The sequence below is a fragment of the Pseudomonas sp. ICMP 8385 genome, from assembly GCF_002699915.1.
In the GTDB taxonomy this organism is placed as follows: domain Bacteria; phylum Pseudomonadota; class Gammaproteobacteria; order Pseudomonadales; family Pseudomonadaceae; genus Aquipseudomonas; species Aquipseudomonas gessardii.
This window is the reverse complement of sequence record NZ_LKBY01000102.1, coordinates 144,170-167,442: the sequence shown is the minus strand read 5'-3', so window position 1 is coordinate 167,442 and position 23,273 is coordinate 144,170. Positions and strand designations below refer to the sequence as shown.

The following is a 23,273-nucleotide window of genomic DNA, read 5'->3' as shown; positions in this document are numbered from 1 at the left end:
AAACAGACAGTGTGTGACAGGTTGTCGCATCGGCACAGCAGCGTGTCGCGCCATCAACAACCGAACAGCCGTTTTAACCGATAAACCCATGGCAGTCGCGTAAAAAAGGGCGCGATGTTGCCAGCTTTGGCCGGGTGTTGGAAGGGTTAAACGGGTAAACGGTGCCTATGGGCCCTTTAATTGGGTGTCACATACTTTCTGTGTGGGTTTTTGGTGGGCCCATTGGTTCTGGATGTGAGTCGGCCGGTAACGTTGTGGCGGATTGCCAGTAATCTCAATGGCTTGCGAGCGCTGAAGGATTTTCCTACAGCCCGCGTCAACCTTGGTTTTGTAACATTTTGGCGCAAATCTTGCGTAAAGAATAAAGAACGCCCTGTTTGTTTCTTTTCACGAAAGCGCAGCAGGCCGGGCGGACCGTATTCGCAATTCCTCGCAAAGGTGTGTCAATGAGTCGTACGCAAAGCTCCAATGACCTCGAACAGGGGCTCAAACCGCGGCATGTCACCATGTTGTCAATTGCCGGTGTGATCGGCGCCGGTCTGTTTGTCGGCTCCGGCCATGCGATTGCGGCAGCCGGGCCCGCCGTGCTGCTGGCCTATGCCGCAGCCGGTACGTTGGTGGTGCTGGTGATGCGCATGCTGGCCGAGATGGCCGTCGCCTCACCCGACACCGGTTCATTTTCTACCTACGCCGACCGGGCTATCGGCCACTGGGCCGGCTTTACCATCGGCTGGCTGTACTGGTGGTTCTGGGTATTGGTCATTCCCCTGGAAGCCAACGCCGCCGCGACCATCCTGCATGCCTGGTTCCCTGATGTGGCGATCTGGGCCTTTACCCTGGTCATTACCTTGTTGCTGACGGCCACCAATCTGTTCAGCGTGAAGAACTACGGCGAGTTCGAGTTCTGGTTTGCCTTGATCAAGGTTGTCGCGATCATTGGTTTTGTGATCCTCGGCGTGCTGGCGATCTTCGGCTGGCTGCCGGGCAGCCAGGTCAGCGGCGTCTCGCACCTGTTCGATACCCAGGGCTTTTTGCCCAACGGCATGGGCGCGGTGTTGGCGGCGATCCTGACCACCATGTTTTCGTTCATGGGCACCGAGATCGTGACCATCGCGGCTGCAGAATCGAAGAACCCGGGCCAGCAGATCACCAAGGCCACCAACTCGGTGATCTGGCGGATCGGCTTGTTCTACCTGGTGTCGATCTTCATCGTCGTGGCCCTGGTGCCATGGAACGATCCGACCCTGGCGGCCGTCGGTTCCTACCAGACTGTGCTGGAACGCATGGGCATCCCGAATGCCAAGTTGATCGTTGATCTGGTGGTATTGGTCGCCGTGACCAGTTGCCTGAACTCAGCGCTGTACACCGCGTCGCGCATGCTGTTCTCCCTGGGACGTCGTGGCGATGCCCCGGCGGTCGCCAAGCGTACCAACAAGAGCGGCACGCCTTATTGGGCGGTAATGCTGTCCACGGGCGCGGCGTTCCTTGCGGTATTCGCCAACTATGTGGCCCCGGCGGCGGTGTTTGAATTCCTGCTGGCCAGCTCTGGCGCGATTGCGTTGCTGGTGTACCTGGTGATTGCCGTGTCGCAACTGCGCATGCGTCAGAAACGTACCGCGGCGGGCGAGAAAATTGCCTTCAAGATGTGGCTGTTTCCGGGCCTGACCTATGCGGTGATCGTGTTTATCGTCGGCGCGTTGACCATCATGCTGTTCCAGGAGGCGCACCGGGTGGAGATTATTGCGACCGGTGTGTTGAGCCTGCTGGTGGTTGCGGCGGGGTTGCTGGTGGCAAGCCGGCGCCGGGCCCAGAAGTTGGGGGCTGCGGTGCTCAACTGACGAGTCGAAATGCGTGTTGCCTAGCGCCAAAAAGCACTGTGGGAGCGGCGGTTCGACGATTCGACTTGCCCGCGATGGCGGTGGTTCAGTCGACTACGATATTGACTGGCCCACCGCCATCGCGGGCAAGCCCGCTCCCACATTTGATCTTCACTGCTTTGAGCATTGCGCTCGCTTAACTGATCGGCATTAGGGCAAGCCCGGCTCCCACATTGGTGTTGTATCAATCCTGCGCGCTGGTCAGCGTCTGGGATGCCGCCACGTAGTCCGCCTGGAACTGCGGCGATTCAATCCACGCCAACGCCGCCGTTTCATCGTCGCTGTCGGTGGACCACTGCCGATACTCGATCAGCGCCGCCAGGATAAAGTCCGTGGCGTTTTCTTCGCCTTCCTGCTCCAGCACCAGCGCCAGCAGCGGGTGCGCCAGGAATGCCGCACACAGCGCCTGCTGGCTGGTCTCGCCGGCCGCGCGCATTTGCACGAACAGTTCGGTCAAGTCCACCGACTCAAGGTCAATACGCTCGTCGTCACCGGCAAACGCATCCTGCTTCGGCGCATTGGCGCGCTGGGTGCGGTTCTGCTTGGCCTTGGCTTTGGCCCGTTGGGCACGTTTTTGCTGCTTGTCTGGCGAAGCCATGGGCTCACGTCCTTGGTTCAGGATCTGGGTGGCGTATTGAAACGCAGGTCTGGCGAAATCCCAAGGGTTTCTACAGCTGCGTACCCGGTGTGTCGCTCGCCAGTTGGCCGTGCTGCAGCCACGCCAGTGCAATCGGCCACAACCGATCCTGATATTCACTACGGAAAAACGCGAAATGCCCGACGGCTTCTTCGCCAATATCCATGGGGGCGATGCGCAAGTGCGTGCGTTCGCTGGCCTGGAAGTAATTCAGCAGGCGCTCAATGGCGGGCACCGTGCCAAACGGGTCGTCGCTGAGGCTGATGGCCAGGATCTGCGCCTGTACCCGGGCAAAGGGCAGTTCGCCCAGGACGCGCCCGCTGGGCCGTGTCTCATAGGTGGGCGTGGGTGTGCTCCAGTCGCGCACCACCCCGGCGGGCGTGTCTTCCAGCCAGCCCAGGCGCTTGCCCGGGAAGTACCCGCAGAGGGCGGTCACCAGTGGCATCACCAGGTGCCACTTGGCAAACATCCGCCAGCGCCCGTTCGCTTGATAGTCCCGCCAGTAGGCAAACTGCGCGCCCACGGTAACCAGGCGCCTGATGGCCGCCCCCGACGCCCCGAGACCGGCCGCACAGCCGCCAAAGCTGTGGCCGACCACATCAATGGGCTGCCCGGCAAACTCGCGCTGCGCGCGCTGCACCATGGCCTCGAAATCCAGCCGGCCCCAGTCCGACCAGGAGGCCTTGAACCCACGCAACGAGCCACTACGCGACTCGCCGATACCGCGATAGTCGTAGGTGATGACGTCCAAACCATTGGCAAACAGATAGTCGGCAAAGCGCGAATAGTGGCGGCAGCGCACCGAGGTGGCGGCGTTGATGATGACTACCGGGCGCTCGATATCGGTGCGGATATGGCGCCAGGTGAAGCCGCCGAGAAGGTAATCGTCCTCGGCGGTCTCCTTGAATGATTCAGGCTGGCCCGCTGCGGGTATTGTCGATGGCCCAAGCGAGGGGGCACTGTGCAGATTCATCGTTTTCAACCTATGTCCTGGGGGAATGGCCTTAGCGCGCTGCCTGTGTGATCAGACCTGTTCCGGCATCCGATTGGCCCCCGCTCTGTGCGGGACAGTTTGTCTAGAGTTTGTCTAAAGTTTGTCTAGCCGTGCGAGTGTTTCAAAGGTTTTAGAATCCACCGGCCTTTGTGCAATCCCCCTGATTTTTCAATGGTTTGGTCACGAGTCGACATCGCATTGAGTAGGTTGCGAAATTTGTTCTGCTTCTGCTTTTCGTCTAAGGCATCGGAAAGTTTGTCTAGGATCAATGTCACCAGCTCTCCCCGCGTAGCTGAGCCGTAGTGCTTTAGATAGTCGAGGATCATCGCCTTGTAATGGGCATCATCAAACGCCCTGTTACGGATGTAATCGCTCTTGGTGCCTGAGTTATGAGCAATTTGAGCTGCGGTGTAATAGTTGGGTTTGCGCCCTTCGATCAGGCCTTGCTTGCGCAGTAGGGCGGCGGCATCGTCGGTGATCGCCTGTTTCTTCTGCACTCGATCCAACAGCATGACGGTATTCAGTGGCAAATCTTGATGCTCAAGGAGCAGGCGGGTGTAGTTTTCATCGATGACATGGCCGTAGATCTCCAGAACTACCTTTTGTGCCTCTGATTTGCTGTAGTCCGGTAGTGGGAAGTAACGGTTGCGCTGTGACAGCGTCATGGTGCGGATACCAAAACCCATTGTGTCGATCATGTTGAGGCTGACCATGGCCTGGGTTAGCCAAGGGTTGCGGTAGCGGCTGGGCGTCTGTTCACCGCTGAAGTAATCCTCAGGCTGCCCCTGAAAAAAGCCACCGGTACTTTCAAACACTAAGCGATCTACCCGCTCGGTGACGATAATCCGCGAGCGAAGCTGATAGTCCTGATGCGCAATGCAGTTATGCAGGGCTTCGAGGATGACACGGGTGTCGTACTTGCTGACTTCGGTCGCCAGTAATTGATTTTGCGGGAACAACTTGTAGCTGATGTTGCGGATGCGGTGCAGCACCTGGGTGGTTGCCAGCAAGAAGGGAGGCGCGAAGTGCTCGTAAGCCTGCTCTTCGCCCATCAGCTTCCAGGTGATTTGCGCCAGTGTCGGTAAAAAGTGGCTGGATTGGGCATTGCCCAGTAACAACAAGGCGGTGTGCGTGAGCTGCCCCTGGATGGTGATTTTGGCTTTGTCCAGGAAGGTTACGGTATCCCACCCGGCTATCTCGGCGGCAAACGGTGCATTGCGGTACTTTTCGGAAAATTTCTCCCGAGCAACGACCAATGCTTGTTCATCCAAGTCCGTAAGGGTGGCCGTGGGCACTGTTTCGGCGGACCAGTCACTAGTGTCTATCGGTTCGTTGATAATCGCCGCCAATCGCTCCGGGCGCATTTCAACCAATGCGTCGTCCAGGCGTTGCCAGGCTTTGTCGTGGGCGTACACCGGTAGTCGCGGAAGATGCTGCGGGATATGAAACACCCAAACAATCTTATTGGTATCCGTGGTGGTAAAGCTCTCGACCCGAAAACCTTCGGAGTCGAGATGACTGCAACGGCCAAGCAGACGCTGACGAATATTTTGTGGGGTGTAATCGTGGAATTGCTGAATACCGACAATCCGTAGCGAAATATCCTCAACGCCGACTACCAAGTGCCCGCCGGCCATATTGGCAATGGCCGACAGGTAACTGGCAATATCTTCCCCTTTGCGACCAGATACCGAGTGGGTCAGGTTCTTGAACTCCTTCCACTCGCAGGCGGCATCTTCTTGAGGGAAACGCTCGCGTAGATAGTGTTGAAGGGCGGATTCGTTCATGGACTATTCCCGGGGCGTCAAATCGTCAGGAGGGGATTTGAGTGCTTCAAGTTGTTGATCTTGCCATGCGCCGTAGGTAATTGCGGTGTCTTGCACCTTCCACTCTTTACGGCCATTGGCAGGCCGGCCCAGCACCACGGCTGCAGCCGCGCTGGGGCTGTCGAAGGGGTAGTCCATGGCGAACAGGCGCAAGCCACTGCCTGCTGACGGGAGTACCCCTTCACTGACAATGCGGTTGTGAAGGCTCTGATAGCTGTGAGGTGAACTGCTCCAGTTTTCACTGGAGGCAGAGTTTTTGAGTACAAAGAATTCTCCGTCAATTTCCTGGGCAAAAGCTTTGACCGATCGGCTTTTGCTCGTTAGCTCAAAGACTGGAGACTGGCTGACAGTTACGTTGTAGAGACCAAGTGTTTCCTTTACCTGAGATGGCGTAGTGACTTCCCGCAGGAAGTCAAAGCCCAGTGCGGGCAGCACGATACGGATTTGTTCCAGGAAATACGCCATATCGGCGCGATCCGACTCGGGCAGGTTGTCGTACTCATGGGCCGTGCCGTTCACGACAATGCAGTGCCCGGCATTGCGAGCAATCTGCATCAAGGCGCTTTCCAGATATTTGACGTGGGCCTTGGTCAGATTCAGGTCTTTACTGGTGACCAGGCATACACGCTCCCAGAAATCCTTACCGCCTTGGTCTTCTTCCCGGTTGTGCTGCTTGAGTCGTTGCGCCACTACATCGGACTCACCAATGTAGACCTGACTGCGCAGACTGCCGTCCGGATCTGGGCCCATCAAAAAGTAGATGCCCGTGCGGCTGCATTCAGGACGTTGTACTAACTCGGCCAGCTTGCTGCGCGGGCCGGTCAGGACGTGACCAGACCAGTTGATGATCTCGGCGGTGAGCAGGCCGTTGGGCGTGCCATCGACGAGGAACAGGCGAATACTGCGGCCCTGAGTCATGGGGAGGCTCGTAGGTAGATTTGGCCGGTGACGGCGGCGGTGATTGGGGCGAACCGGCGTTTTAGTCGTTTGAGACCGAGTTCATTCTTGATGATGAGGATGCCAGTAAACGCCGGCTGAGACATCCCTTGATGCCCGCATATGTGTAATCAGAAGTGCTGTCAGGCTTGTCTTTTGAAATGACTGTTGGGCTCCTCAGTAGTTGTTCGGTTTTGGGCGGGTTTGGCGTCTGTTGGCAAATCCTTTATTGCTGGACCTTATCCATACGTCGCCCATCAGATAGATATTCAATTTGATTCAGGCGTTATTCAGGCGGGCAGTCGGCATCATGAGGCGGTGCCCCTACCTGACAGGCTTACCGATGGAACACCGCAACCGTTTTCGTCTGGAGGCCCTGGGTGTTTTCCTGGTGGCCTTGTTGTTATTTACGCTGGGCATCTGGGATCAACAGCCGCAAGGCTTTGACGGACGCTGGGCGGTGTTCATGCAGGAGATGTTCCGCCACGGCGCGAGCCTCTTCCCCACCACCTACGGTGAGCCTTACCCGGACTATCCGGGCACCGCCACCTATTTGAGCCTACTCTTTGCCCGATTGTTCGGTGCGCCCAACGACCTGGCCAATGTCATGCCCACCGCCCTGGCGTCGGCCGGGGTCATGGCCCTGGTCTACCGTTTGCTGGTGCCCTCGGGGCGGACATGGGCGTTGCTGACGGTATTGCTCACGGCCTTGACGGCGCAATTGCTGGAAAAGTCGCGCTCGGTCTGCCTGGACCAGATGGTCTCCCTGCTGTGCCTGGGCTGTTTCTACCTGCTGCACACCGGCGAGCGTTTGGGTTCAAAGCTGCGCCAGTACGCAATCTTTCCCTTGTTCGTGGCGGCGTTTGCCATTCGTGGCCCTTTGGGGTTGATCGAAGTCTGTGGGGTTGCCTGTGTGTACTGGGCGCTGGGGCCTGCCCGCTCGCGGGAAGAGAAGATTGGCCTGCTGAAAAAGGTGATGGCCCACGGTGTGATCGGCCTGGTCCTGCTCCTTGCCTGTTGGTGGGTGCTGTTGAAGCTGGCGCGGATCAGCGGTGGCGATGGGTTTGCCGACGAGGTGATGAAGATGCAGGTGGCCGGCCGCCTCGATGAAAGCGGCGAACCGTTCTACTTTTACTTCAAGCTGAGCTTGTACCGTTATTTCCCGGTGATCCCGCTGGCGCTGGCGACGTTGATTGCCCTGCGCCACACCTGGTCGGCGCGCAATGAGGATGCCGATGTGCAGTTGATGCTGCGCCTGGGCGGTTGTGGCTTGATGATCCTGCTGGGGCTGTCGGTGCCGAACTTCAAGCGTGCCTACTACATCGTGCCCATGGTCCCGATGTTTGCCGCTGTGGCGGCCTATGGGCTGCTTCAGGCCCGCGGCTGGTTGCTTGGCGTGCGGCGGGGGTATGAGTGGCTGGTGGCGATCCTGCCGCTGCTGGGGGTTGTCGTGGTCTTGGTCTGCCGGCAGCTGTGGAGCAAGCACGGTTACTGGCCTGATGTTTCAGTGCCGGGATTGATTGCGCTGCTGATCGTCCTGCAACTGGCGGCGGTGGCTGCCTGGCGTCGTATGCGCGGCCGTGTGGGGCCGCGATTGGTGGTGCTTAGCCTGATCGCGTTGGCCACTCAATGGCTGGTGCTGGTGACAGTCGTGGAGCCGGCCAAGGATCTGCAATTTGACACCAAAAACTTTGTTGGCGCGGTGGAAGCCCTGCGCGCCGAGCGCCCCGGGCCGCTGGTGTTTCTCAACCTCGGCAAGGACACCTGGGCCATCCGCTACATCATGAATCTGGATCATGACGAGCAGCCGCTGTTTGTCGGGCGTGACGACCTTGCGCGCCTGAACGCACTGCCGCGTTCGTCCTGGGTCATTGTGGCGCGCAAAGAAACCGAATTACTGCGGGGAACACCGCTGGAGCATCTGACGCCCGTGTTCAATGGGCGTCTCAATGACAACCCATTGCTGGTGTTCCGGGTGCCGTGATCAGCCGCCGTATGCGTCGTGGCGGCGCATCCAGCTGTAGGGCTCGGTCTGTGGCCAGCCCTTTGGCGAGTCTTCCCAGGTTTCCTGGCGTCCCCAGGGCGTCAGGTCCAGGTAGGTCCAGTGGCTGCCCAGGTGCTCCACGCCTCGCGCGCCAGTGAAGTAGGTGCGGTAGACCGTGTCGTCGTCTCGCAGCAGGACGCTGACGCCATGCTTTTCACCCTTGGCGGTGGTGGCGCCAAGGTCGGCGTTGAACTCGCTGCCGAACGACGAATACCAGGGCAGGTCCCAGCCCATGCGTTTCCTGTAGTCCTCTAGTTTCTGCAAAGGCGCCCTGGACACCAGTACCAGCGAAGTATCGCGGGCATTCAGGTGGGCGGGGTGAGGCATTGCCTCCACCACCCAGGAGCAGCCATCGCAGCCCTGAGTCCAGTCCGGCGCAAACATGAAGTGATAGACGATCAGTTGCCGGCGCCCGTCGAACAGATCCAGCAGGCTTGCCTTGCCGGTCTGGCCGTCGAAGAGATAGTCGTTCCTGATCTTGACCATGGGCAGGCGTCGACGCTCGGCGTTGAGGGCGTCTTGGGCGCGGGTCAGGGCTTTTTCCTTGATAAGCAATTGCTTGAGTGCGGTGTCCCATTCCTGGGGCGAGACGACGTCGGGCAGTGCGGGTTTGGAGATGGTCATGGGGAGTCCTCATTCCTGGCGGCGCAAGGGGCGAGTGGCAGCCATTACAGGGTTGAGGATAGATCAAGGAGGTGTGGGGGCGGCTCTCCTGCCACCCCTCGACTACTTGCAGCGATACCCCTCGGGCATCGTGACGCTGTAGTTGCGCTGCACACGGTCCTGGAAATTCAGGTTCTGCAGGCCCTGCTGCACCACAAAGGCTTCGACTTTGGCGGCCTGGCAGTCATCGTTATAGGACGTGACACGCAGCAGGTACACCGCGCGTTTGCTCGCTTCATCCCGGGCGGTGGCGGTGAAGGTGGTGAGGGTGGTGTAGCCGGTACGCTCCGAGCTGCCCACCGGGCCATAGGTGGTGTTGGGCGTGCTGGTGCAGATCATCTGGTCGCTTTTTTTCTTGCTGTTCTTGCACACCGTGGAAGTGCTGGTTGGCACCTGTCCATAGTCGGTGGCGGTGTAGCGGTAAGTCTCCCGACGGCTGTCGATATCGAGGGTGACGGTCATTTTCGGTGGTCGATTCTTGGGGAGGGTCATGTCGGTATAGACCTCGCGAAAGCCCTGGTCCTTCATGGCGCTGACCATATCGCGCAGGTAGTAGCGGGCATTGAGCGCACGCTCGTCATTGCCACCGACCGACGTCACCAGCACCGTTGCCTGGCGGTCAAAGCGATAGTCCGGGTCAGGTGTGGCATTGATCGCCACGTCCATTTGCGTGGCGCATCCGCTGAGCAGCGTGGTCAGCAGGCAGAGTACGCAGAACAAGTACCGGGTCATGAGGTCATTACCTTGCAACTGAAAATTGAGTAAAGGCTAAACGAGGGAGCCTCGCAATAAACAACTCTCAAACCTGTAGCCATTAAATCGCAGGCAATAAAAAACCCCAAGGAATCATCTTCACTTGGGGTTTTTCGGTATTAGTGGTGCCCAGAGACGGAATCGAACCGCCGACACGGGGATTTTCAATCCCCTGCTCTACCGACTGAGCTATCTGGGCAACGGGGCGCATTAAACGGGTTTTTCAGGGGGTCGTCAAGCAAGTTTTCAAAAAATATTTAATTATTACCGTCGCTTACGTGCCAACCCCGGTTTTTGCTCAATTATTGAGCAGGCGGCACGTAGCCGTCGGCCTTGGCGTAATCCTCGCCGGAAAAGTACTTGTCCATCTCGCCCTGCAGATATTTGCGGTCTTCGGCGTTCATCATGTTCAGGCGTTTTTCGTTGATCAGCAGGGTCTGGTGCTTCTGCCAGTCGGCCCAGGCCTTGGCGGAAACGTGGTCGAAAATGTCCTGGCCCTTGGCGCCCGGGAATGGGGCGCGTTCCAGGGCGGGCAGTTCTTCGTGGTACTTGCGGCAGATGATGGTGCGGGTCATGACGAAACTCCTGCGTTCAATACGTCGGCCGCGCGCTTCAACAGTTTTTTCACCGGGGCGGCAAGGCCCAGGCGCGGCGGGGTGGCGAGGTTATACCAGAGCCAGTCGGCCTCGGCCACGTGATGGGCCGATTCCTCGACCTGCACCAGCCAGGGTTCGATCGCCAGCTGGAAGTGGCTGAAGGTGTGCACCAGCCCCGGCAGTTCCTGGTGTTTGCCCAGCGCCAGCGAGTGCTGGTTGGCCAGGTGTTCCAGGTCGTCCAGGTCGTCCAGCTCCGGCAGGCTCCACAGCCCGCCCCACAGGCCCGTGGAGGGGCGCCGGTAAAGCAGGATCGCGCCCTCCTGGTTGGCCAGCATCGGCATCAGCGTGCGCTTTTGCGGGATGGACTTGCGTGGCTTGGGGATCGGGTAGCGGGTTTCCAGGCCCAGCATGTGCGCCTCGCAGCCCTTTTCCAGGGGGCACAGCAGGCAACTGGGCTTGCTGCGGGTGCAGAGGGTGGCGCCCATGTCCATCATGGCCTGGGTGTAGGCATTGACGCGGGTCTGCGGGGTAAAGCGCTCGGCGGTGGCCCACAGCTGCTTGGCCACCTTGGGCTCGCCCGGATAGCCTTCCTGGGCGGTGAAGCGTGCCAGCACGCGCTTGACGTTACCGTCGAGGATCGGCGCGCGCAGGCCCATGCTCAGGCTGGCGATGGCGCCGGCGGTGGACAGGCCGATGCCCGGCAGTTCGGTGAGTTTCTCGACGTCGCGCGGGAATTCGCCACCGTATTGGGCAACCACGATCTTGGCGGTCTTCTGCAGGTTGCGCGCCCGGGTGTAGTAGCCCAGCCCGGTCCACAAGTGCAGCACTTCATCTTCCGGCGCGGCCGCCAGGGCCTCGACCGTTGGCAGCGAGGCCATGAAGCGGTCGAAGTAGTTGAGCACGGTGCTGACCTGGGTCTGTTGCAGCATGATTTCCGAGACCCACACCCGATACGGGGTGATGCCCTGTTGCCAGGGCAGGTCATGGCGACCGTGGCGGTCGTACCAGTCCAATACGGCCGCTGAAAATTGTTCGTTTTTCATCGGTTGAACAAACCTTTGAGGGCGTCTTTGAGCTTGGGGTTGACCTTGTCGAGCTTCTCTTCAATTTTCTCGCTGAGCTTGTTGCCCGCCATCTTGGCGGCCACCTGGCCCAGGCCGTCCTTGTCCAGGCGGCAGGCCTTGGCGCCCAGTTCCAGCGGGCCACGGCAGCGCAGCGGCACTTCGATGCCCTGGAAGTTCGAGCCGACCTGGCAGGCCGGGTCCGGCATGTCGCGCTTGTCGCCTTCGACGATGATGCCCACGCGGTAGTCCATGCCCAGCACGCGCAGGTCCACGTCGCCATTGCCGTTGACGGTCAGGCCGGGGATGCGCACTTTCAGGTCCGGGTTGCTGGCCACGCCGTTGCGCAAGGTCAGGTTGCCCTTGAGTTCCTGGAACGGTGTGTCCTTGCTGCGTGGCGTGGTGGCGAGCGTCTTGCGGTTGAGCAGGGCAATGCCGGTGCACAGCTGTTGCTCAAGGTTGGCATTGAGCAGCACGCCATTGTTGATGACGAAGCTGGCGGTGCCGTTGAGGCTGTCGACCAGGGCTTTCTGGCTGTTGCCGCGCCCGGTCAGGTTGCTGTCGAGGGTGATTTGGCCCTTGACCGGCGGGGTCTGCCCCTGGGCCTGCAGGATGCGTTCGACCGGCACTTGCTTGATTTTGGTCTGCAACGCCAGCACCGGCACATCTTCGCGGGCGTCGAGGCTGCCGCTGGCCTGGAACGTGCCGTTGTAGAGGCCGCCGCTCAAGGTGTCGAGCTTGAGCTGACCACCCTGGCCGGAGGCCTTGAGGGCTGCATTCTCGATAGGCAACTGGCTCAGGGTCAGTTGGCCGAAGGACAGGTCGGCAATCACGTCCAGGCTGCGCAGGCGCGCCAGGGGCAGCAGTTTGTCGGTGCTCCAGGCGCCTTGGGTCGGCGCATCCGGCAACGGCGTGGTGCCACCGGCGGCCATGGCCCCGGCTTCGCTGCTCTGCACTTGGGCCTGGCGCGCGACGGCGGCGCTGTTGGCGGCCTCGGACTTGGCGGGCAGGTAGTGGTCGGCATTGAACGTGTCGGCCTTCAACTGCACGCGCAGGGCTTGCTTGGCAAAGTCTTCCACCGCCAGGCGCCCGGTAAAGGTGCTGCCATCGAGTTTCAGGTTGAGGTCTTCCAGGGCCAGGCTCGACGGCGTGCCTTGCAGACGGCTGACCAGTTCGACCTTGCCCAGGCTCCCTGGGGCCATGGCCGGCAGGGGCTGGCCGACGCTGTCGAGGAACTTGGCCAGGTCGAACTGGGCAATCGACAGGGCGCCGCTGAGCTGCGGGGTTTTATCCAGGTCGTTGACCTTCAGTTCGCCCAGTGCCCGCAGTTGGTTAAGCGAGAGCTTGAGGCCGGTCCACTCGGCAATGTTCGCCGACAGGTCCACCAGCAACTGGCCCTGGGTGGCAAAGGTCACGGTCTTGCCTTGCAGTGGCTCGCCAGTGGCTTCGCCGGAGAATTTCATGTCTTCAAACTGGTAGCGCTTGAGGGCACGGTCAAAACGCAGCTCGCCGTTGAGCTCGCTCTTGACCCGCATCACCGGCTGGTTGCTGCCGAAGAAGGCGGTGAGCTTGACCGGAATGCTCGCGCCTTCATGCACGGCGCCGGTGCTCAGTTGGATGCTTTCGGCGCTGAACTGCTTGCCGGTCTGCTCGTCGTTGTACTCGATACGGGCGTTGTTGACCGTCAGGCTGTCGATATCCAGGCGGATCGGCTGGGCCGGCTTCTCTGGCGCTGGCGCCGTGGTTGGCGCGCTCGTCGCGGGTGCCTCGGGGGTGCCGGTGGCCGCAACGGGCGGTGCCTTGCCGATATCTTCCCAGTTGCCGTGGCCTTGCTTGTCACGGCTCAGGCGCAGGTTCAGGCCTTCGACGCGTACATCGCTCATCTGCACTTCGCGGCGCAGCAGCGGCAGCACGCGCACCGACAGGCCGAGCATCTGCAGGTCGGCAAACGGTTGGGCAGGGTTGCTCAGGGTGGCCACGCTGGCTTCATGCAACTCCAGGCCCAGCCAGGGGAACAGGCTCCAGCCGATATCGCCATTGAGCGTCAGCTCGATGTGGGCCTTGTCGCGGGCAATCTGGCGAATCTCTTCTTTGTAGTCGTTGGGATCGAAGAGGTGGGTCAGGGCAAAGCCCAGAGCCACAATGATCAGCAACAGCCCGAGGAGTACCAGACCCAGGATTTTGCCGAACGCTTTCATGGGCGAGTCCTTGTATGTCGATTTTAAAATTTAGCCGCAGAGTATAACGCCGCCAGGCCCATGGCTGTTTACGCATCGTTACATAGTGTCAAACAAAACAGATGAGCCGAAAAAGGTAGTGTCAGTTTGGTTTTTCTCGCCGCGCCAAGTGCTAATCTTTGCGCGTTCGCCCGCCTTCTGCGACGAAACGTCGCGCCTACAGGGAGCTTTAACTCAACAAAACGGCCACGCATTGCGTGCAAAGGCCGAGGAGGAGAGCGCCTGGCGAACACAGACTAATAACTGGGGGAAACACCAATGAGCACTAGCACTGCGGCGGGCATCTCTGCTGCGCAGCCTGCGTTCCTGTCCAAGGAGCGCATCATCGCCAAGCCCGGGTTCAACCGCTGGCTGGTTCCGCCGGCCGCCCTGGCCATCCACTTGTGCATCGGCATGGCCTACGGCTTTTCGGTGTTCTGGCTGCCACTGTCCAAGGCGCTGGGTGTCACCGCGCCGGTGGCCTGTGCGCCGGACATGAGCTTTATCGCCCAGGTCTTCTCGTCGTCCTGCGACTGGCCGATCTCCATGCTGGGCTGGATCTACACCCTGTTCTTCATCTTCCTGGGCTGCTCGGCGGCGATCTGGGGCGGCTGGCTGGAACATGCCGGGCCGCGCAAGGCCGGTGTGGTCTCGGCCCTGTGCTGGTGTGGTGGCCTGCTGATTTCGGCGTTGGGGATTTATACCCACCAGATCTGGCTGATGTGGCTCGGCTCCGGGGTCATCGGCGGTATCGGCCTGGGCCTGGGTTATATTTCGCCGGTCTCGACCCTGATCAAGTGGTTCCCGGACAAGCGCGGCATGGCCACCGGCATGGCGATCATGGGCTTTGGCGGTGGTGCGATGGTCGGCGCGCCCCTGGCGGCGGCGCTGATGGGCCACTTTGCCTCGCCGGCCGGCGTGGGCGTGTGGCAGAGCTTTTTGGTGATGGCCGCGATCTACTTCGTGTTCATGATCGGCGGTGCCTTGTCCTACCGCGTGCCGCCGACCGGCTGGAAGCCTGAGGGCTGGACCGCACCGGCGAAAAAAGCCAGCAACGCGATGATCACCCACCGTCACGTCCACGTGAACGTGGCCTGGAAAACCCCGCAATTTCGCCTGGTGTGGCTGGTGCTGTGCCTGAACGTGTCGGCCGGTATCGGCATCCTGGGCATGGCGTCGCCATTGTTGCAGGAAGTGTTTGGCGGCAAATTGCTGGGCGTGGATGTGCCATTTGGCCAACTGGATGCCGGGCAACTGGCCTCCATCGCGGCCATTGCGGCGGGTTTCACCGGGTTGTTGAGCCTGTTCAACATTGGTGGGCGGTTCTTCTGGGCCTCGTTTTCCGACTACCTGGGCCGCAAAAACACCTATTTCGTGTTCTTCGCCCTGGGCTTTGCCCTGTATGCGCTGATCCCGAACCTCGGCCACCTGGGCAATGTCTCGCTGTTCGTGGCGGCGTTCTGCATCATCCTGTCGATGTACGGCGGCGGCTTCGCGACTGTGCCGGCCTATCTGGCGGACCTGTTCGGTACGCAAATGGTCGGCGCGATCCATGGTCGCCTGCTCACCGCGTGGGCTGCAGCCGGGGTGCTGGGCCCGGTGCTGGTGAACTACCTGCGCGAGTATCAGTTGAGCATCGGCGTCGACCGCGCCGCAGCCTATGACATCACCTTGTATATCCTCGCCGGCCTGCTGGTGCTGGGCTTTATCTGCAACCTGCTGGTGCGTCCGGTGGCCGATAAGTACTTCATGACCGACGCGGAACTGGCGGCCGAACAGGCCCTGGGCCATGACAAGGGCGCCGATGCCAGCACGTCCCTGGAGTGGAAAGCCGCGTCCGGCACCGTGCCATTGGCCATTGCCGCCTGGCTGGTGGTGGGGATTCCGCTGGCGTGGGGTGTGTGGGTGACCTTGCAGAAGACGGCAGTGTTGTTCCACTGATCACCGCGCGATAATTGATCGTTCCCACGCTCCCGCGGGGGATGATCGTTCCCACGCTCTGCGTGGGAATGCCAACCCGGACGCTCTGCGTCCCGATCATGGGGTGACGCCGAGCGTCACGGGATGCATTCCCACGCAGAGCGTGGGAACGATCTTTGCGGTTGTATGGACATGTCTATGCCCGACAGGCCGTCAGTCTTATCCCCTTCGATGTTTCTGTTTAGCGCCCGCAGCCCCTATAATGGCCACCTTTTTCGCCCAATGATTTTGCGGAGCTGGTGATGGCCGAACGTAAGGCGTCCGTCGAGCGCGACACTCTGGAAACCCAGATCAAAGCCTCGATCAACCTGGATGGCACCGGAAAGGCCCGATTTGATATCGGTGTTCCTTTTCTTGAGCACATGCTGGATCAAATCGCCCGTCATGGGCTGATCGACCTGGATATCGTCAGCAAGGGTGACCTGCATATCGACGACCACCATACCGTGGAGGATGTCGGTATCACCCTCGGCCAGGCGTTTGCCAAGGCCATCGGCGACAAAAAAGGCATCCGCCGTTATGGCCATGCCTATGTCCCGCTGGACGAGGCGCTATCGCGTGTAGTCATCGACTTCTCCGGCCGCCCAGGCCTGCAGATGCATGTGCCGTACACCCGTGCCACCGTGGGCGGCTTTGATGTGGACCTGTTCCAGGAATTCTTCCAGGGCTTCGTCAACCACGCCCTGGTCAGCCTGCACATCGACAACCTGCGTGGCACTAACACCCACCACCAGATCGAAACCGTGTTCAAGGCTTTCGGCCGCGCCCTGCGCATGGCCGTGGAGCTGGATGACCGCATGGCCGGGCAAATGCCGTCGACCAAGGGCGTTCTGTAATGCAGACGGTCGCGGTTATCGACTACGGCATGGGCAACCTGCATTCGGTGGCCAAGGCCCTCGAACACGTAGGCGCCGGCAAGGTGCTGATCACCAGCGACGCACAGGTGATCCGCGAAGCCGACCGGGTGGTGTTTCCCGGTGTGGGCGCGATTCGCGATTGCATGGCTGAAATCCGCTGCCTGGGCTTTGACAGCCTGGTGCGCGAAGTCAGCCAGGACCGGCCGTTCCTCGGGATCTGCGTGGGCATGCAAGCCTTGCTCGAGCGCAGTGAAGAAAACGGCGGCGTGGACTGCATCGGCCTGTTCCCGGGGGAGGTGAAGTTCTTCGGCAAGGACCTGCACGAAGACGGCGCACACCTGAAAGTCCCGCACATGGGCTGGAACGAAGTGCGCCGCACCGTCGACCACCCGTTGTGGCACGACATCCCGGACATGGCGCGTTTCTACTTCGTGCACAGCTATTACATTGCCGCCGGTAACCCGCGCCAGGTGGTGGGTGGCGGGCACTATGGCGTCGACTTTGCCGCAGCGCTGGCCGAAGGTTCGCGCTTTGCCGTGCAGTTCCACCCGGAGAAGAGCCATACCCATGGCTTGCAGTTGCTGCAGAACTTCGCCAGTTGGGACGGGCGCTGGTAATGGCCAAGAAGATCAAGCCGCCGATCCTCAATCTCACTCCCCAGCAGGAGAGTGAGGCGACCGACAAGGTCAAGCGCTTCATGGAAGACCGCTTCGAGCTCAAGCTCGGGTCGTTCGAGGTGGCTGAGATCCTCGAACTGTTCACCACTGAAATTGCTCCGCACTATTACAACAGGGCGATTTTCGATGTGCAGACGCACCTTAAAGAAAGGTTCGAGAGCATCGAAAGCGACTTGTGGGCGCTCGAAAAACCCTGATTTTCCGAGCAATGCTGAATATCGAATAAGGTTTGCCAGATGCTGATTATCCCCGCTATCGATCTCAAGGACGGCGCTTGCGTACGTCTGCGCCAGGGCCGCATGGAAGATTCCACAGTGTTTTCCGATGACCCGGTGAGCATGGCTGCCAAGTGGGTGGAGGGCGGCTGCCGTCGCCTGCATCTGGTGGACTTGAACGGCGCCTTTGAAGGCCAGCCGGTCAATGGCGAAGTGGTCACCGCCATCGCCAAGCGCTACCCGAACCTGCCGATCCAGATCGGCGGCGGTATCCGTTCCCTGGAAACCATCGAGCACTACGTCAAGGCGGGTGTGAGCTACGTGATCATCGGCACCAAGGCCGTGAAAGACCCGGCCTTTGTCGCCGAGGCCTGCCGCGCGTTCCCGGGCAAGGTCATCGTGGGCCTGGATGCCAAGGATGGTTTTGTCGCCACCGATGGCTGGGCGCAAATCAGCACCGTGCAGGTGATCGACCTGGCCAAGCAGTTCGAGGCCGACGGCGTGTCCGCCATCGTTTATACCGATATCGCCAAAGACGGCATGATGCAGGGCTGCAACGTCCCCTTCACCGCTGCGCTGGCGGCCGCCACCAAAATCCCGGTGATCGCTTCCGGCGGTATCCACAACCTGGGCGATATCAAGTCGCTGCTGGACGCCAAGGCGCCGGGGATCATCGGCGCGATTACCGGCCGCGCGATCTACGAAGGCACCCTGGACGTTGCGCAAGCCCAGGCTTACTGCGATGCCTACAAAGGCTGAGGACTGACCATGGCGCTGGCCAAACGCATCATCCCTTGCCTGGACGTCGACAACGGTCGGGTGGTCAAGGGCGTCAAGTTCGAGAACATCCGTGATGCCGGCGACCCGGTAGAAATTGCCCGTCGCTACGACGAGCAGGGTGCCGACGAGATTACCTTTCTCGACATCACCGCCAGCGTCGACGGCCGCGATACCACGCTGCATACCGTGGAGCGCATGGCCAGCCAGGTATTTATCCCGTTGACCGTGGGCGGTGGCGTACGCACCGTGCAAGACATCCGCAACCTGCTCAATGCCGGTGCAGACAAGGTCTCGATCAACACCGCGGCGGTGTTCAACCCGGAGTTTGTCGGCGAAGCGGCGCAGCACTTCGGTTCGCAATGCATCGTGGTGGCCATCGACGCCAAGAAAGTCTCAGGGCCCGGTGAAACCCCGCGCTGGGAGATCTTCACCCATGGCGGGCGCAAGCCTACCGGCCTGGATGCGGTGGAGTGGGCGATGAAGATGGAAGGCCTGGGCGCCGGTGAGATCCTGCTGACCAGCATGGACCAGGACGGCATGAAAAACGGCTTCGACCTGGGGGTGACCCGCGCTATCAGCGATGCGTTGGGTATTCCGGTGATTGCGTCCGGTGGCGTGGGCAACCTGCAACACCTGGCCGACGGCGTTATCGAAGGCCACGCCAGCGCGGTGTTGGCCGCGAGTATTTTCCACTTTGGCGAATACACCGTTCCCGAGGCCAAGGCCTACATGGCTGCACGCGGCATCGTCGTACGCTAAACGCCACTGGACACCATGGCAGGCTCGCGGCACTCTTGGGCCTGCCATGGATTCCGGTAACCCTACATGCTCAAAGACCTGCTGCTTGCCCTCGCCAGTTCTTCCATTCTGTTGGCGGGCTCGGCCAACGCCGCCGAGCCTTCCGGCACCTCCCTGGTGCTGCTGACGGAAAACTTTCCGCCCTACAACATGGCGAAAAACGGCAAGAACTTCGCCAGGGACGAGAACATCGAAGGCATCGCCGTGGATATCGTGCGCGAGACCTTCAAGCAGGCCGGCATTTCCTACAACCTCACGTTGCGCTTCCCCTGGGAGCGGATCTATAAACTCGCCCTGGAAAAGCCAGGCTATGGTGTGTTCGTCATGGCGCGGCTGCCGGAGCGCGAAGCCCTGTTCAAATGGGTCGGCCCCATCGGCCCGGATGACTGGGTGCTACTGGCCAAGGCCGACAGCAAGATCCAACTGACTGACCTTGAGCAAGCCCGTAGCTACAAGATCGGTGCCTATAAAGGCGATGCCATTGCCCAGACCCTGGAAAAACGCGGTCTCAAGCCGACCATCGTGCTGCGCGACCAGGACAATGCGCAAAAGCTCATGGACGGGCAGATCGACCTCTGGGCCACTGGCGACCCTGCCGGGCGCTATCTGGCGCGCCAGGTGGGGGTTTCCGGGCTCAAGACGGTGCTGCGTTTCAACAGCGCGCAGTTGTATCTGGCGCTGAACACGGAGGTGCCGGATGAGGTCGTGGCCAAGTTGCAGGCTGCGCTTGATCAGCTACGCCAGGACGGCGTTGTGGACCAGATCATGGCGCGCTACCTATAGGTTTCAGCGGTAAACCCCATCCTTGCCGTGCCCAGCCATGGCCCGGTTGCTGCGCACACTGATCATCAGCTTGAGATCAATCCACTCGACGCCCTGGGCCTTGAGCTTGGGCAGCTCGCGCTCCAACACCGCCAGGGTCTGTGGGTAAGGGTGGCCGATCATCACCGCCGAACCCTGTTTGTGCGCCAGCTTTATCGCGGTCTGCAGCTGCGTGGTGATGGCTGCTTCGGTACGTTCATCATCGAGGAACACATCCCGTGAGACATGGGCCAGGTTGATTTTCTGTGCCTCGGCGGCGGCCACGGTCTTGGCGCTGGTGCGGCTGTCGACGAAGAACTTGTACCGACGCTGCAACTCGCCCATCAACCACGCCATGGCGCCAGGCTCGGCGGTCATGCGGCTGCCCATATGGTTGTTGACCCCGGCGGTGTAGGGCACGGCCTTGAACGCCGCATCCAGGCGCTTGCCCAGTTCTTCGACAGGCAGCTCGGGGTGCCAGGCGAATGGGCCGGTGGCCGGATCCATAGGCATGTGCAGGATCACGATCTTGCCGGCGCGGTGGGCCTCGCGGGCGAATTCGGCGGCGTGGGGCGTGTCGGGCATGATCGCTGCTGTCACTGGGCCGGGCAGGGCCAGCACACGACGATCCCGGGGCAGGTTTTGCCCAAGGTCGTCGATGATCAGGGTCAGGTAGGCTTTGTGAGACTTATCGGCAGGGGTCGCTGGGGCGCCCCCTGCCAGGCTGCACAGCACCGCGATGATCAGGGCAAAACGCATATCAACGATTGCGCGTAATGCTCAAGCCCTTGAGCAGGCTCAACGCCTGGGCCAGCTGGTAATCGTCGTCCTGCGGCATCGGCTTGGCTTTCGGGCCGCTGCCGGTCGGCTGGTCGGCGCCGCCGTTGCCATTGCCCAGGTGACCTTGCAGGTCGGCTTCCTTGAAGTACTCGTTGTCGCTCTCGTTGGTGATCTTGGCTCGGCGTACCTCGATATCCGGCACGATGCCCTGGGCCTGGATCGAACGACCATTAGGCGTGTAGTACAGCGCCGTGGTGATCTTCAGCGCGCGCTCGTTGTTCAGCGGCAGCACGGTTTGCACCGAGCCTTTGCCGAAGCTGGTGGTGCCCATCAGTACCCCGCGTTTCTGATCTTGCAGGGCGCCGGCGACGATTTCCGAGGCCGAGGCGCTGCCGCCGTTGATCAGCACGGCCAGCGGCACGTTTTCGCTGAGGTCGTGGCCGGTGGCCGAGAAGCGCAGTTCGGAGTTGGCGATACGGCCCTTGGTGTAGACGATCAAGCCCTTGGTGATGAAGTGGTCGACCACTTCCACCGCCGATTGCAGCACGCCGCCGGGGTTGTTGCGCAGGTCCAGGACGATGCCGTTAAGCTTCTTGCCGTTGTCCTTGCGCAGCTTGGCCAGGGCCTTGGCCACTTCGTCGCCGGTCTTGACCTGGAATTGGGTGATGCGGATATAGCCGTAGCCCGACTCCAGCAACTGGCTCTTCACACTCTTGACCACGATGGTGGCGCGGGTCAGGGTCACGTCAAACGGGCTGCCGCCGTCGCGTACCAGGGTCAGGGTGATTTTCTGGCCGACCTTGCCGCGCATCTTGTCGACGGCTTCGGTCATGGTCTGGCCACGGGTCGGCTGGCCGTTGATCTTGACGATCAGGTCACCGGCCTGGATGCCGGCCTTGGACGCCGGGGTGTCGTCGATTGGCGACACCACCTTGATGATGCCGTCCTCGGCACCGACCTCAATGCCCAGGCCGCCGAATTCGCCGCTGGTGCTTTCCTGCAACTCGGCGAAATCTTCCGGGCCCAGGTAGGCAGAGTGCGGGTCGAGGTTGCTGAGCATGCCTTTGATGGCGTTTTCCAGCAGGGTCTTGTCGTCCACAGGTTCGACATAGGCTGCCTTGATCCGGTCCATGACCTCGGCGAAGGTGCGCAATTCGTCCAGGGGCAGCGGTGCCTTGGTGGTCGCGGCCGTGGCTGATGGCGCGGTCTGGTCGGCGAATGCCAAAGGCGCGCCGATCACCAGGGCGATCGTCAGGGCCAGCGAAGTGAGGCGGGACAAATGCAGCATGTCGAACGAACTCCTAATGTAGGTGCGGCCTATCCTTGGGCGCGACACCATTGTGCAGGGTCGCTCGGGCGGCCCTGCTGACGAATAGCGAAGTACAGCGCCGGGGTGTCCTGGCCACCACTGTTACCGACAGTGGAGATGGATTCACCGGCTTTTACAACATCACCTGCGGCCTTGAGCAACGTTTGATTGTGGCCGTAAAGGCTCAAATAGCCATTACCGTGGTCAAGAATCACCAATAAACCGGCGCCGCGCAGCCAATCGGCAAACACCACGCGCCCGCCGTGCACGGCATGCACCTGGCTGCCCGCAGAGGCGCTGATCATCACGCCGTCCCACTTGGTGCGGGTGTCATCGCCACGGGTTTCACCAAAGCGTGCCAGTAGTCGACCATTAACTGGCCATGGAAGTTTGCCGCGGGCAGTAGCAAAAGGCCCGCCAAACGACTCGCCGGCGCTGGAAACCAGGGGGCCAGGTGCTGCACGCGCCGGTTTACGCGGGGCGTCGCTGGCGAGCGCCTCGGCTTCACGCTGGCGCTTTTTTTCTGCTTCCTGCTGGGCGATCAGCGCTTTTTGCCGCGCCTGCTCCGCCTCGCGGGCCTGGCGCGCCAGGGTTTCCTCGATGGTTTTCAACACTTTGGCCAGATCGGCCTGGTCCTGTTGCCGCGCCTGCAACTTGGCATCACGGGCTTTTACGTCGCTGTTGAGCTTGGCCAGGGCCTGCTGGCGCTCCTTGCGCACCTTGTCCAGTTCGTCGCGCTGGGTGTCCAGGCTGCTTTTTTGGGCCAGCAGTTGGCTTTGCTGGTCGGCGATTTCCTGCTCGACGTTGGCCAACTGGCGCAGGGTCTCGTTGAAACTCTTGAGCTGCTCCAGCCGCGCGGTGCTCAGGTAGTCGTAGTAGGTCAGGGTGCGGGCGAATTTTTCCGGGTTCTGCTGGTTGAGCAGCAGCTTGAGGTATTCCTGGCGGCCGTTCTGGTAGGCGGCACGGGCCTGGATCGCGATCAGGCGTTGCTGTTCAACGCGCGCGCTCTGGAGTTTTTTTTTCTCACCGTCGAGTCGCTCCAGTTCCGACTCGCTCTTCTTTAGTTCTTTTTGCAGCTCCTGGACCTGCTTCTCCAGCTTGCCCATTTCGGTTTCCGTGCCGCGCAGGTCTTTCTGCACCCCGGATTTTTCTTCCTGGAGCTTGCCGAGCAGTTTCTTCAGCTCGGTAATGTCCTGACGCGTAGCGTCCAACTGTTGTTGGGTTTGCGCACGCTCGTCGGCCAGGGCCGGTTGGAGCACGCAGACAAGAGCAAGGGTAATCAAGGCGCGAAGCATAGAGGCGGGCGACACCAGGGAAAGGGACGGCCTAGTATGCCCGCCCCACGCTGCAAAAAAAACGCCCAATTCGGGCTGGCGGGCAAGTTAGGCGCCCGATGGCTGCGATAGGCGTTTGAATCGGGTCGAGCATGCGGGGCGTCTTGGCCGACGAGTGGTCATCAGTACTCTGCTTCAG

Annotated in this window: 21 protein-coding genes and 1 tRNA gene; 9 read left to right on the top strand and 13 right to left on the bottom strand. The window is 60.8% G+C overall.

Features of this window, described 5'->3' with window-relative positions:
- Positions 1-446 precede the first annotated feature (446 nt).
- Positions 447-1,838, top strand: a complete 1,392-nt coding sequence (gene gabP / locus AO268_RS16385; RefSeq protein ID WP_099169259.1) for a GABA permease — start codon at positions 447-449, stop codon at positions 1,836-1,838.
- Between the two features lie 223 nt (positions 1,839-2,061).
- Here gabP and AO268_RS16380 read toward each other — a convergent pair whose 3' ends face one another.
- The 4 genes from AO268_RS16380 to AO268_RS16365 all read right to left on the bottom strand — a co-directional run bounded on the left by AO268_RS16380 (position 2,062) and on the right by AO268_RS16365 (position 6,252).
- Positions 2,062-2,475 carry a hypothetical protein gene (locus AO268_RS16380; RefSeq protein ID WP_076961643.1) on the bottom strand — a complete coding sequence of 138 codons (414 nt, stop codon included), beginning with the start codon at positions 2,473-2,475 and terminating at the stop codon, positions 2,062-2,064.
- Between the two features lie 70 nt (positions 2,476-2,545).
- Positions 2,546-3,487, bottom strand: coding sequence for an alpha/beta hydrolase family protein (locus AO268_RS16375; protein ID WP_099169258.1), 942 nt, complete (start codon positions 3,485-3,487; stop codon positions 2,546-2,548).
- Positions 3,488-3,612: 125 nt separating this feature from the next.
- The gene (locus tag AO268_RS16370) at positions 3,613-5,295 is read right to left on the bottom strand and encodes an ATP-binding protein (RefSeq protein ID WP_099169257.1); all 1,683 of its coding nucleotides are present in this window, start codon (positions 5,293-5,295) and stop codon (positions 3,613-3,615) included.
- A 3-nt stretch (positions 5,296-5,298) separates the two neighbouring features.
- The gene (locus AO268_RS16365) at positions 5,299-6,252 is read right to left on the bottom strand and encodes a GIY-YIG nuclease family protein (protein ID WP_099169256.1); all 954 of its coding nucleotides are present in this window, start codon (positions 6,250-6,252) and stop codon (positions 5,299-5,301) included.
- Between the two features lie 361 nt (positions 6,253-6,613).
- On the opposite strand from AO268_RS16365, the gene AO268_RS16360 reads away from it, so the two are divergent.
- Positions 6,614-8,254 carry an ArnT family glycosyltransferase gene (locus AO268_RS16360; protein WP_076961645.1) on the top strand — a complete coding sequence of 547 codons (1,641 nt, stop codon included), beginning with the start codon at positions 6,614-6,616 and terminating at the stop codon, positions 8,252-8,254.
- Here AO268_RS16360 and AO268_RS16355 read toward each other — a convergent pair whose 3' ends face one another.
- From AO268_RS16355 to AO268_RS16330, 6 genes are all read right to left on the bottom strand, one after another.
- Positions 8,255-8,938: a DUF899 domain-containing protein gene (locus AO268_RS16355; protein ID WP_099169255.1), complete on the bottom strand. Its 684-nt coding sequence runs from the start codon at positions 8,936-8,938 to the stop codon at positions 8,255-8,257. It lies immediately after the preceding gene.
- A gap of 102 nt (positions 8,939-9,040) precedes the next feature.
- Complete coding sequence (locus tag AO268_RS16350) at positions 9,041-9,709, bottom strand: hypothetical protein (RefSeq protein WP_076961646.1); 669 nt, start codon at positions 9,707-9,709, stop codon at positions 9,041-9,043.
- Positions 9,710-9,853: 144 nt separating this feature from the next.
- Positions 9,854-9,929: transfer RNA gene (locus AO268_RS16345), tRNA-Phe, on the bottom strand.
- A 103-nt stretch (positions 9,930-10,032) separates the two neighbouring features.
- On the bottom strand, positions 10,033-10,305 hold the full coding sequence (locus tag AO268_RS16340; RefSeq protein WP_038445278.1) for an oxidative damage protection protein: 273 nt from the start codon (positions 10,303-10,305) through the stop codon (positions 10,033-10,035).
- Positions 10,302-11,369 (bottom strand): A/G-specific adenine glycosylase, encoded by a 1,068-nt coding sequence (gene mutY / locus AO268_RS16335; RefSeq protein WP_099169254.1) that lies wholly within the window; start codon positions 11,367-11,369, stop codon positions 10,302-10,304. Before mutY ends, AO268_RS16340 begins: the two co-directional genes overlap by 4 nt.
- The gene (locus AO268_RS16330) at positions 11,366-13,585 is read right to left on the bottom strand and encodes an AsmA family protein (RefSeq protein ID WP_099169253.1); all 2,220 of its coding nucleotides are present in this window, start codon (positions 13,583-13,585) and stop codon (positions 11,366-11,368) included. Before AO268_RS16330 ends, mutY begins: the two co-directional genes overlap by 4 nt.
- A 297-nt stretch (positions 13,586-13,882) precedes the next feature.
- Between AO268_RS16330 and AO268_RS16325 the strand changes: the two genes are divergently transcribed.
- The 7 genes from AO268_RS16325 to AO268_RS16295 all read left to right on the top strand — a co-directional run bounded on the left by AO268_RS16325 (position 13,883) and on the right by AO268_RS16295 (position 19,693).
- Positions 13,883-15,544 (top strand): OFA family MFS transporter, encoded by a 1,662-nt coding sequence (locus tag AO268_RS16325; RefSeq protein WP_076961649.1) that lies wholly within the window; start codon positions 13,883-13,885, stop codon positions 15,542-15,544.
- Positions 15,545-15,825: 281 nt separating this feature from the next.
- Positions 15,826-16,419 (top strand): imidazoleglycerol-phosphate dehydratase HisB, encoded by a 594-nt coding sequence (gene hisB / locus AO268_RS16320; RefSeq protein WP_003218037.1) that lies wholly within the window; start codon positions 15,826-15,828, stop codon positions 16,417-16,419.
- Positions 16,419-17,057, top strand: coding sequence for an imidazole glycerol phosphate synthase subunit HisH (hisH, locus tag AO268_RS16315; protein ID WP_099169252.1), 639 nt, complete (start codon positions 16,419-16,421; stop codon positions 17,055-17,057). The genes hisB and hisH overlap by 1 nt, the downstream gene beginning before the upstream one ends.
- Positions 17,057-17,314, top strand: a complete 258-nt coding sequence (locus AO268_RS16310; protein ID WP_076961651.1) for a DUF2164 domain-containing protein — start codon at positions 17,057-17,059, stop codon at positions 17,312-17,314. The genes hisH and AO268_RS16310 overlap by 1 nt, the downstream gene beginning before the upstream one ends.
- A gap of 39 nt (positions 17,315-17,353) precedes the next feature.
- Positions 17,354-18,091 (top strand): 1-(5-phosphoribosyl)-5-[(5-phosphoribosylamino)methylideneamino]imidazole-4-carboxamide isomerase, encoded by a 738-nt coding sequence (gene hisA, locus AO268_RS16305; protein WP_099169251.1) that lies wholly within the window; start codon positions 17,354-17,356, stop codon positions 18,089-18,091.
- A 9-nt stretch (positions 18,092-18,100) separates the two neighbouring features.
- On the top strand, positions 18,101-18,871 hold the full coding sequence (gene hisF, locus AO268_RS16300) for an imidazole glycerol phosphate synthase subunit HisF (RefSeq protein ID WP_003171107.1): 771 nt from the start codon (positions 18,101-18,103) through the stop codon (positions 18,869-18,871).
- Between the two features lie 66 nt (positions 18,872-18,937).
- Entirely contained in the window at positions 18,938-19,693 is a 756-nt protein-coding gene (locus AO268_RS16295; protein ID WP_076961653.1) for a substrate-binding periplasmic protein, read from the top strand.
- Positions 19,694-19,696: 3 nt separating this feature from the next.
- Here the strand turns inward: AO268_RS16295 and AO268_RS16290 are convergent, their stop codons facing one another.
- Genes AO268_RS16290 through AO268_RS16280 form a run of 3 tightly spaced genes read right to left on the bottom strand, consistent with a single transcriptional unit; the run spans position 19,697 to position 23,095 of the window.
- A complete protein-coding gene (locus AO268_RS16290) occupies positions 19,697-20,470 on the bottom strand; it encodes a divergent polysaccharide deacetylase family protein (protein ID WP_099169250.1) in 774 nt (257 codons plus the stop codon).
- 1 nt (position 20,471) lies between these two features.
- Entirely contained in the window at positions 20,472-21,779 is a 1,308-nt protein-coding gene (locus tag AO268_RS16285; protein ID WP_099169249.1) for a S41 family peptidase, read from the bottom strand.
- 29 nt (positions 21,780-21,808) lie between these two features.
- Complete coding sequence (locus AO268_RS16280) at positions 21,809-23,095, bottom strand: murein hydrolase activator EnvC family protein (RefSeq protein ID WP_076961656.1); 1,287 nt, start codon at positions 23,093-23,095, stop codon at positions 21,809-21,811.
- Positions 23,096-23,273 lie beyond the last annotated feature (178 nt).

Bases quoted from the DNA above. Each gene is read 5' to 3' on its own strand.
- gabP (WP_099169259.1), top strand. From the start codon at position 447: ATGAGTCGTACGCAAAGCTCCAATGACCTCGAACAGGGGCTCAAACCG.
- AO268_RS16380 (WP_076961643.1), bottom strand. From the start codon at position 2,475: ATGGCTTCGCCAGACAAGCAGCAAAAACGTGCCCAACGGGCCAAAGCC.
- AO268_RS16375 (WP_099169258.1), bottom strand. From the start codon at position 3,487: ATGAATCTGCACAGTGCCCCCTCGCTTGGGCCATCGACAATACCCGCA.
- AO268_RS16370 (WP_099169257.1), bottom strand. From the start codon at position 5,295: ATGAACGAATCCGCCCTTCAACACTATCTACGCGAGCGTTTCCCTCAA.
- AO268_RS16365 (WP_099169256.1), bottom strand. From the start codon at position 6,252: ATGACTCAGGGCCGCAGTATTCGCCTGTTCCTCGTCGATGGCACGCCC.
- AO268_RS16360 (WP_076961645.1), top strand. From the start codon at position 6,614: ATGGAACACCGCAACCGTTTTCGTCTGGAGGCCCTGGGTGTTTTCCTG.
- AO268_RS16355 (WP_099169255.1), bottom strand. From the start codon at position 8,938: ATGACCATCTCCAAACCCGCACTGCCCGACGTCGTCTCGCCCCAGGAA.
- AO268_RS16350 (WP_076961646.1), bottom strand. From the start codon at position 9,709: ATGACCCGGTACTTGTTCTGCGTACTCTGCCTGCTGACCACGCTGCTC.
- AO268_RS16340 (WP_038445278.1), bottom strand. From the start codon at position 10,305: ATGACCCGCACCATCATCTGCCGCAAGTACCACGAAGAACTGCCCGCC.
- mutY (WP_099169254.1), bottom strand. From the start codon at position 11,369: ATGAAAAACGAACAATTTTCAGCGGCCGTATTGGACTGGTACGACCGC.
- AO268_RS16330 (WP_099169253.1), bottom strand. From the start codon at position 13,585: ATGAAAGCGTTCGGCAAAATCCTGGGTCTGGTACTCCTCGGGCTGTTG.
- AO268_RS16325 (WP_076961649.1), top strand. From the start codon at position 13,883: ATGAGCACTAGCACTGCGGCGGGCATCTCTGCTGCGCAGCCTGCGTTC.
- hisB (WP_003218037.1), top strand. From the start codon at position 15,826: ATGGCCGAACGTAAGGCGTCCGTCGAGCGCGACACTCTGGAAACCCAG.
- hisH (WP_099169252.1), top strand. From the start codon at position 16,419: ATGCAGACGGTCGCGGTTATCGACTACGGCATGGGCAACCTGCATTCG.
- AO268_RS16310 (WP_076961651.1), top strand. From the start codon at position 17,057: ATGGCCAAGAAGATCAAGCCGCCGATCCTCAATCTCACTCCCCAGCAG.
- hisA (WP_099169251.1), top strand. From the start codon at position 17,354: ATGCTGATTATCCCCGCTATCGATCTCAAGGACGGCGCTTGCGTACGT.
- hisF (WP_003171107.1), top strand. From the start codon at position 18,101: ATGGCGCTGGCCAAACGCATCATCCCTTGCCTGGACGTCGACAACGGT.
- AO268_RS16295 (WP_076961653.1), top strand. From the start codon at position 18,938: ATGCTCAAAGACCTGCTGCTTGCCCTCGCCAGTTCTTCCATTCTGTTG.
- AO268_RS16290 (WP_099169250.1), bottom strand. From the start codon at position 20,470: ATGCGTTTTGCCCTGATCATCGCGGTGCTGTGCAGCCTGGCAGGGGGC.
- AO268_RS16285 (WP_099169249.1), bottom strand. From the start codon at position 21,779: ATGCTGCATTTGTCCCGCCTCACTTCGCTGGCCCTGACGATCGCCCTG.
- AO268_RS16280 (WP_076961656.1), bottom strand. From the start codon at position 23,095: ATGCTTCGCGCCTTGATTACCCTTGCTCTTGTCTGCGTGCTCCAACCG.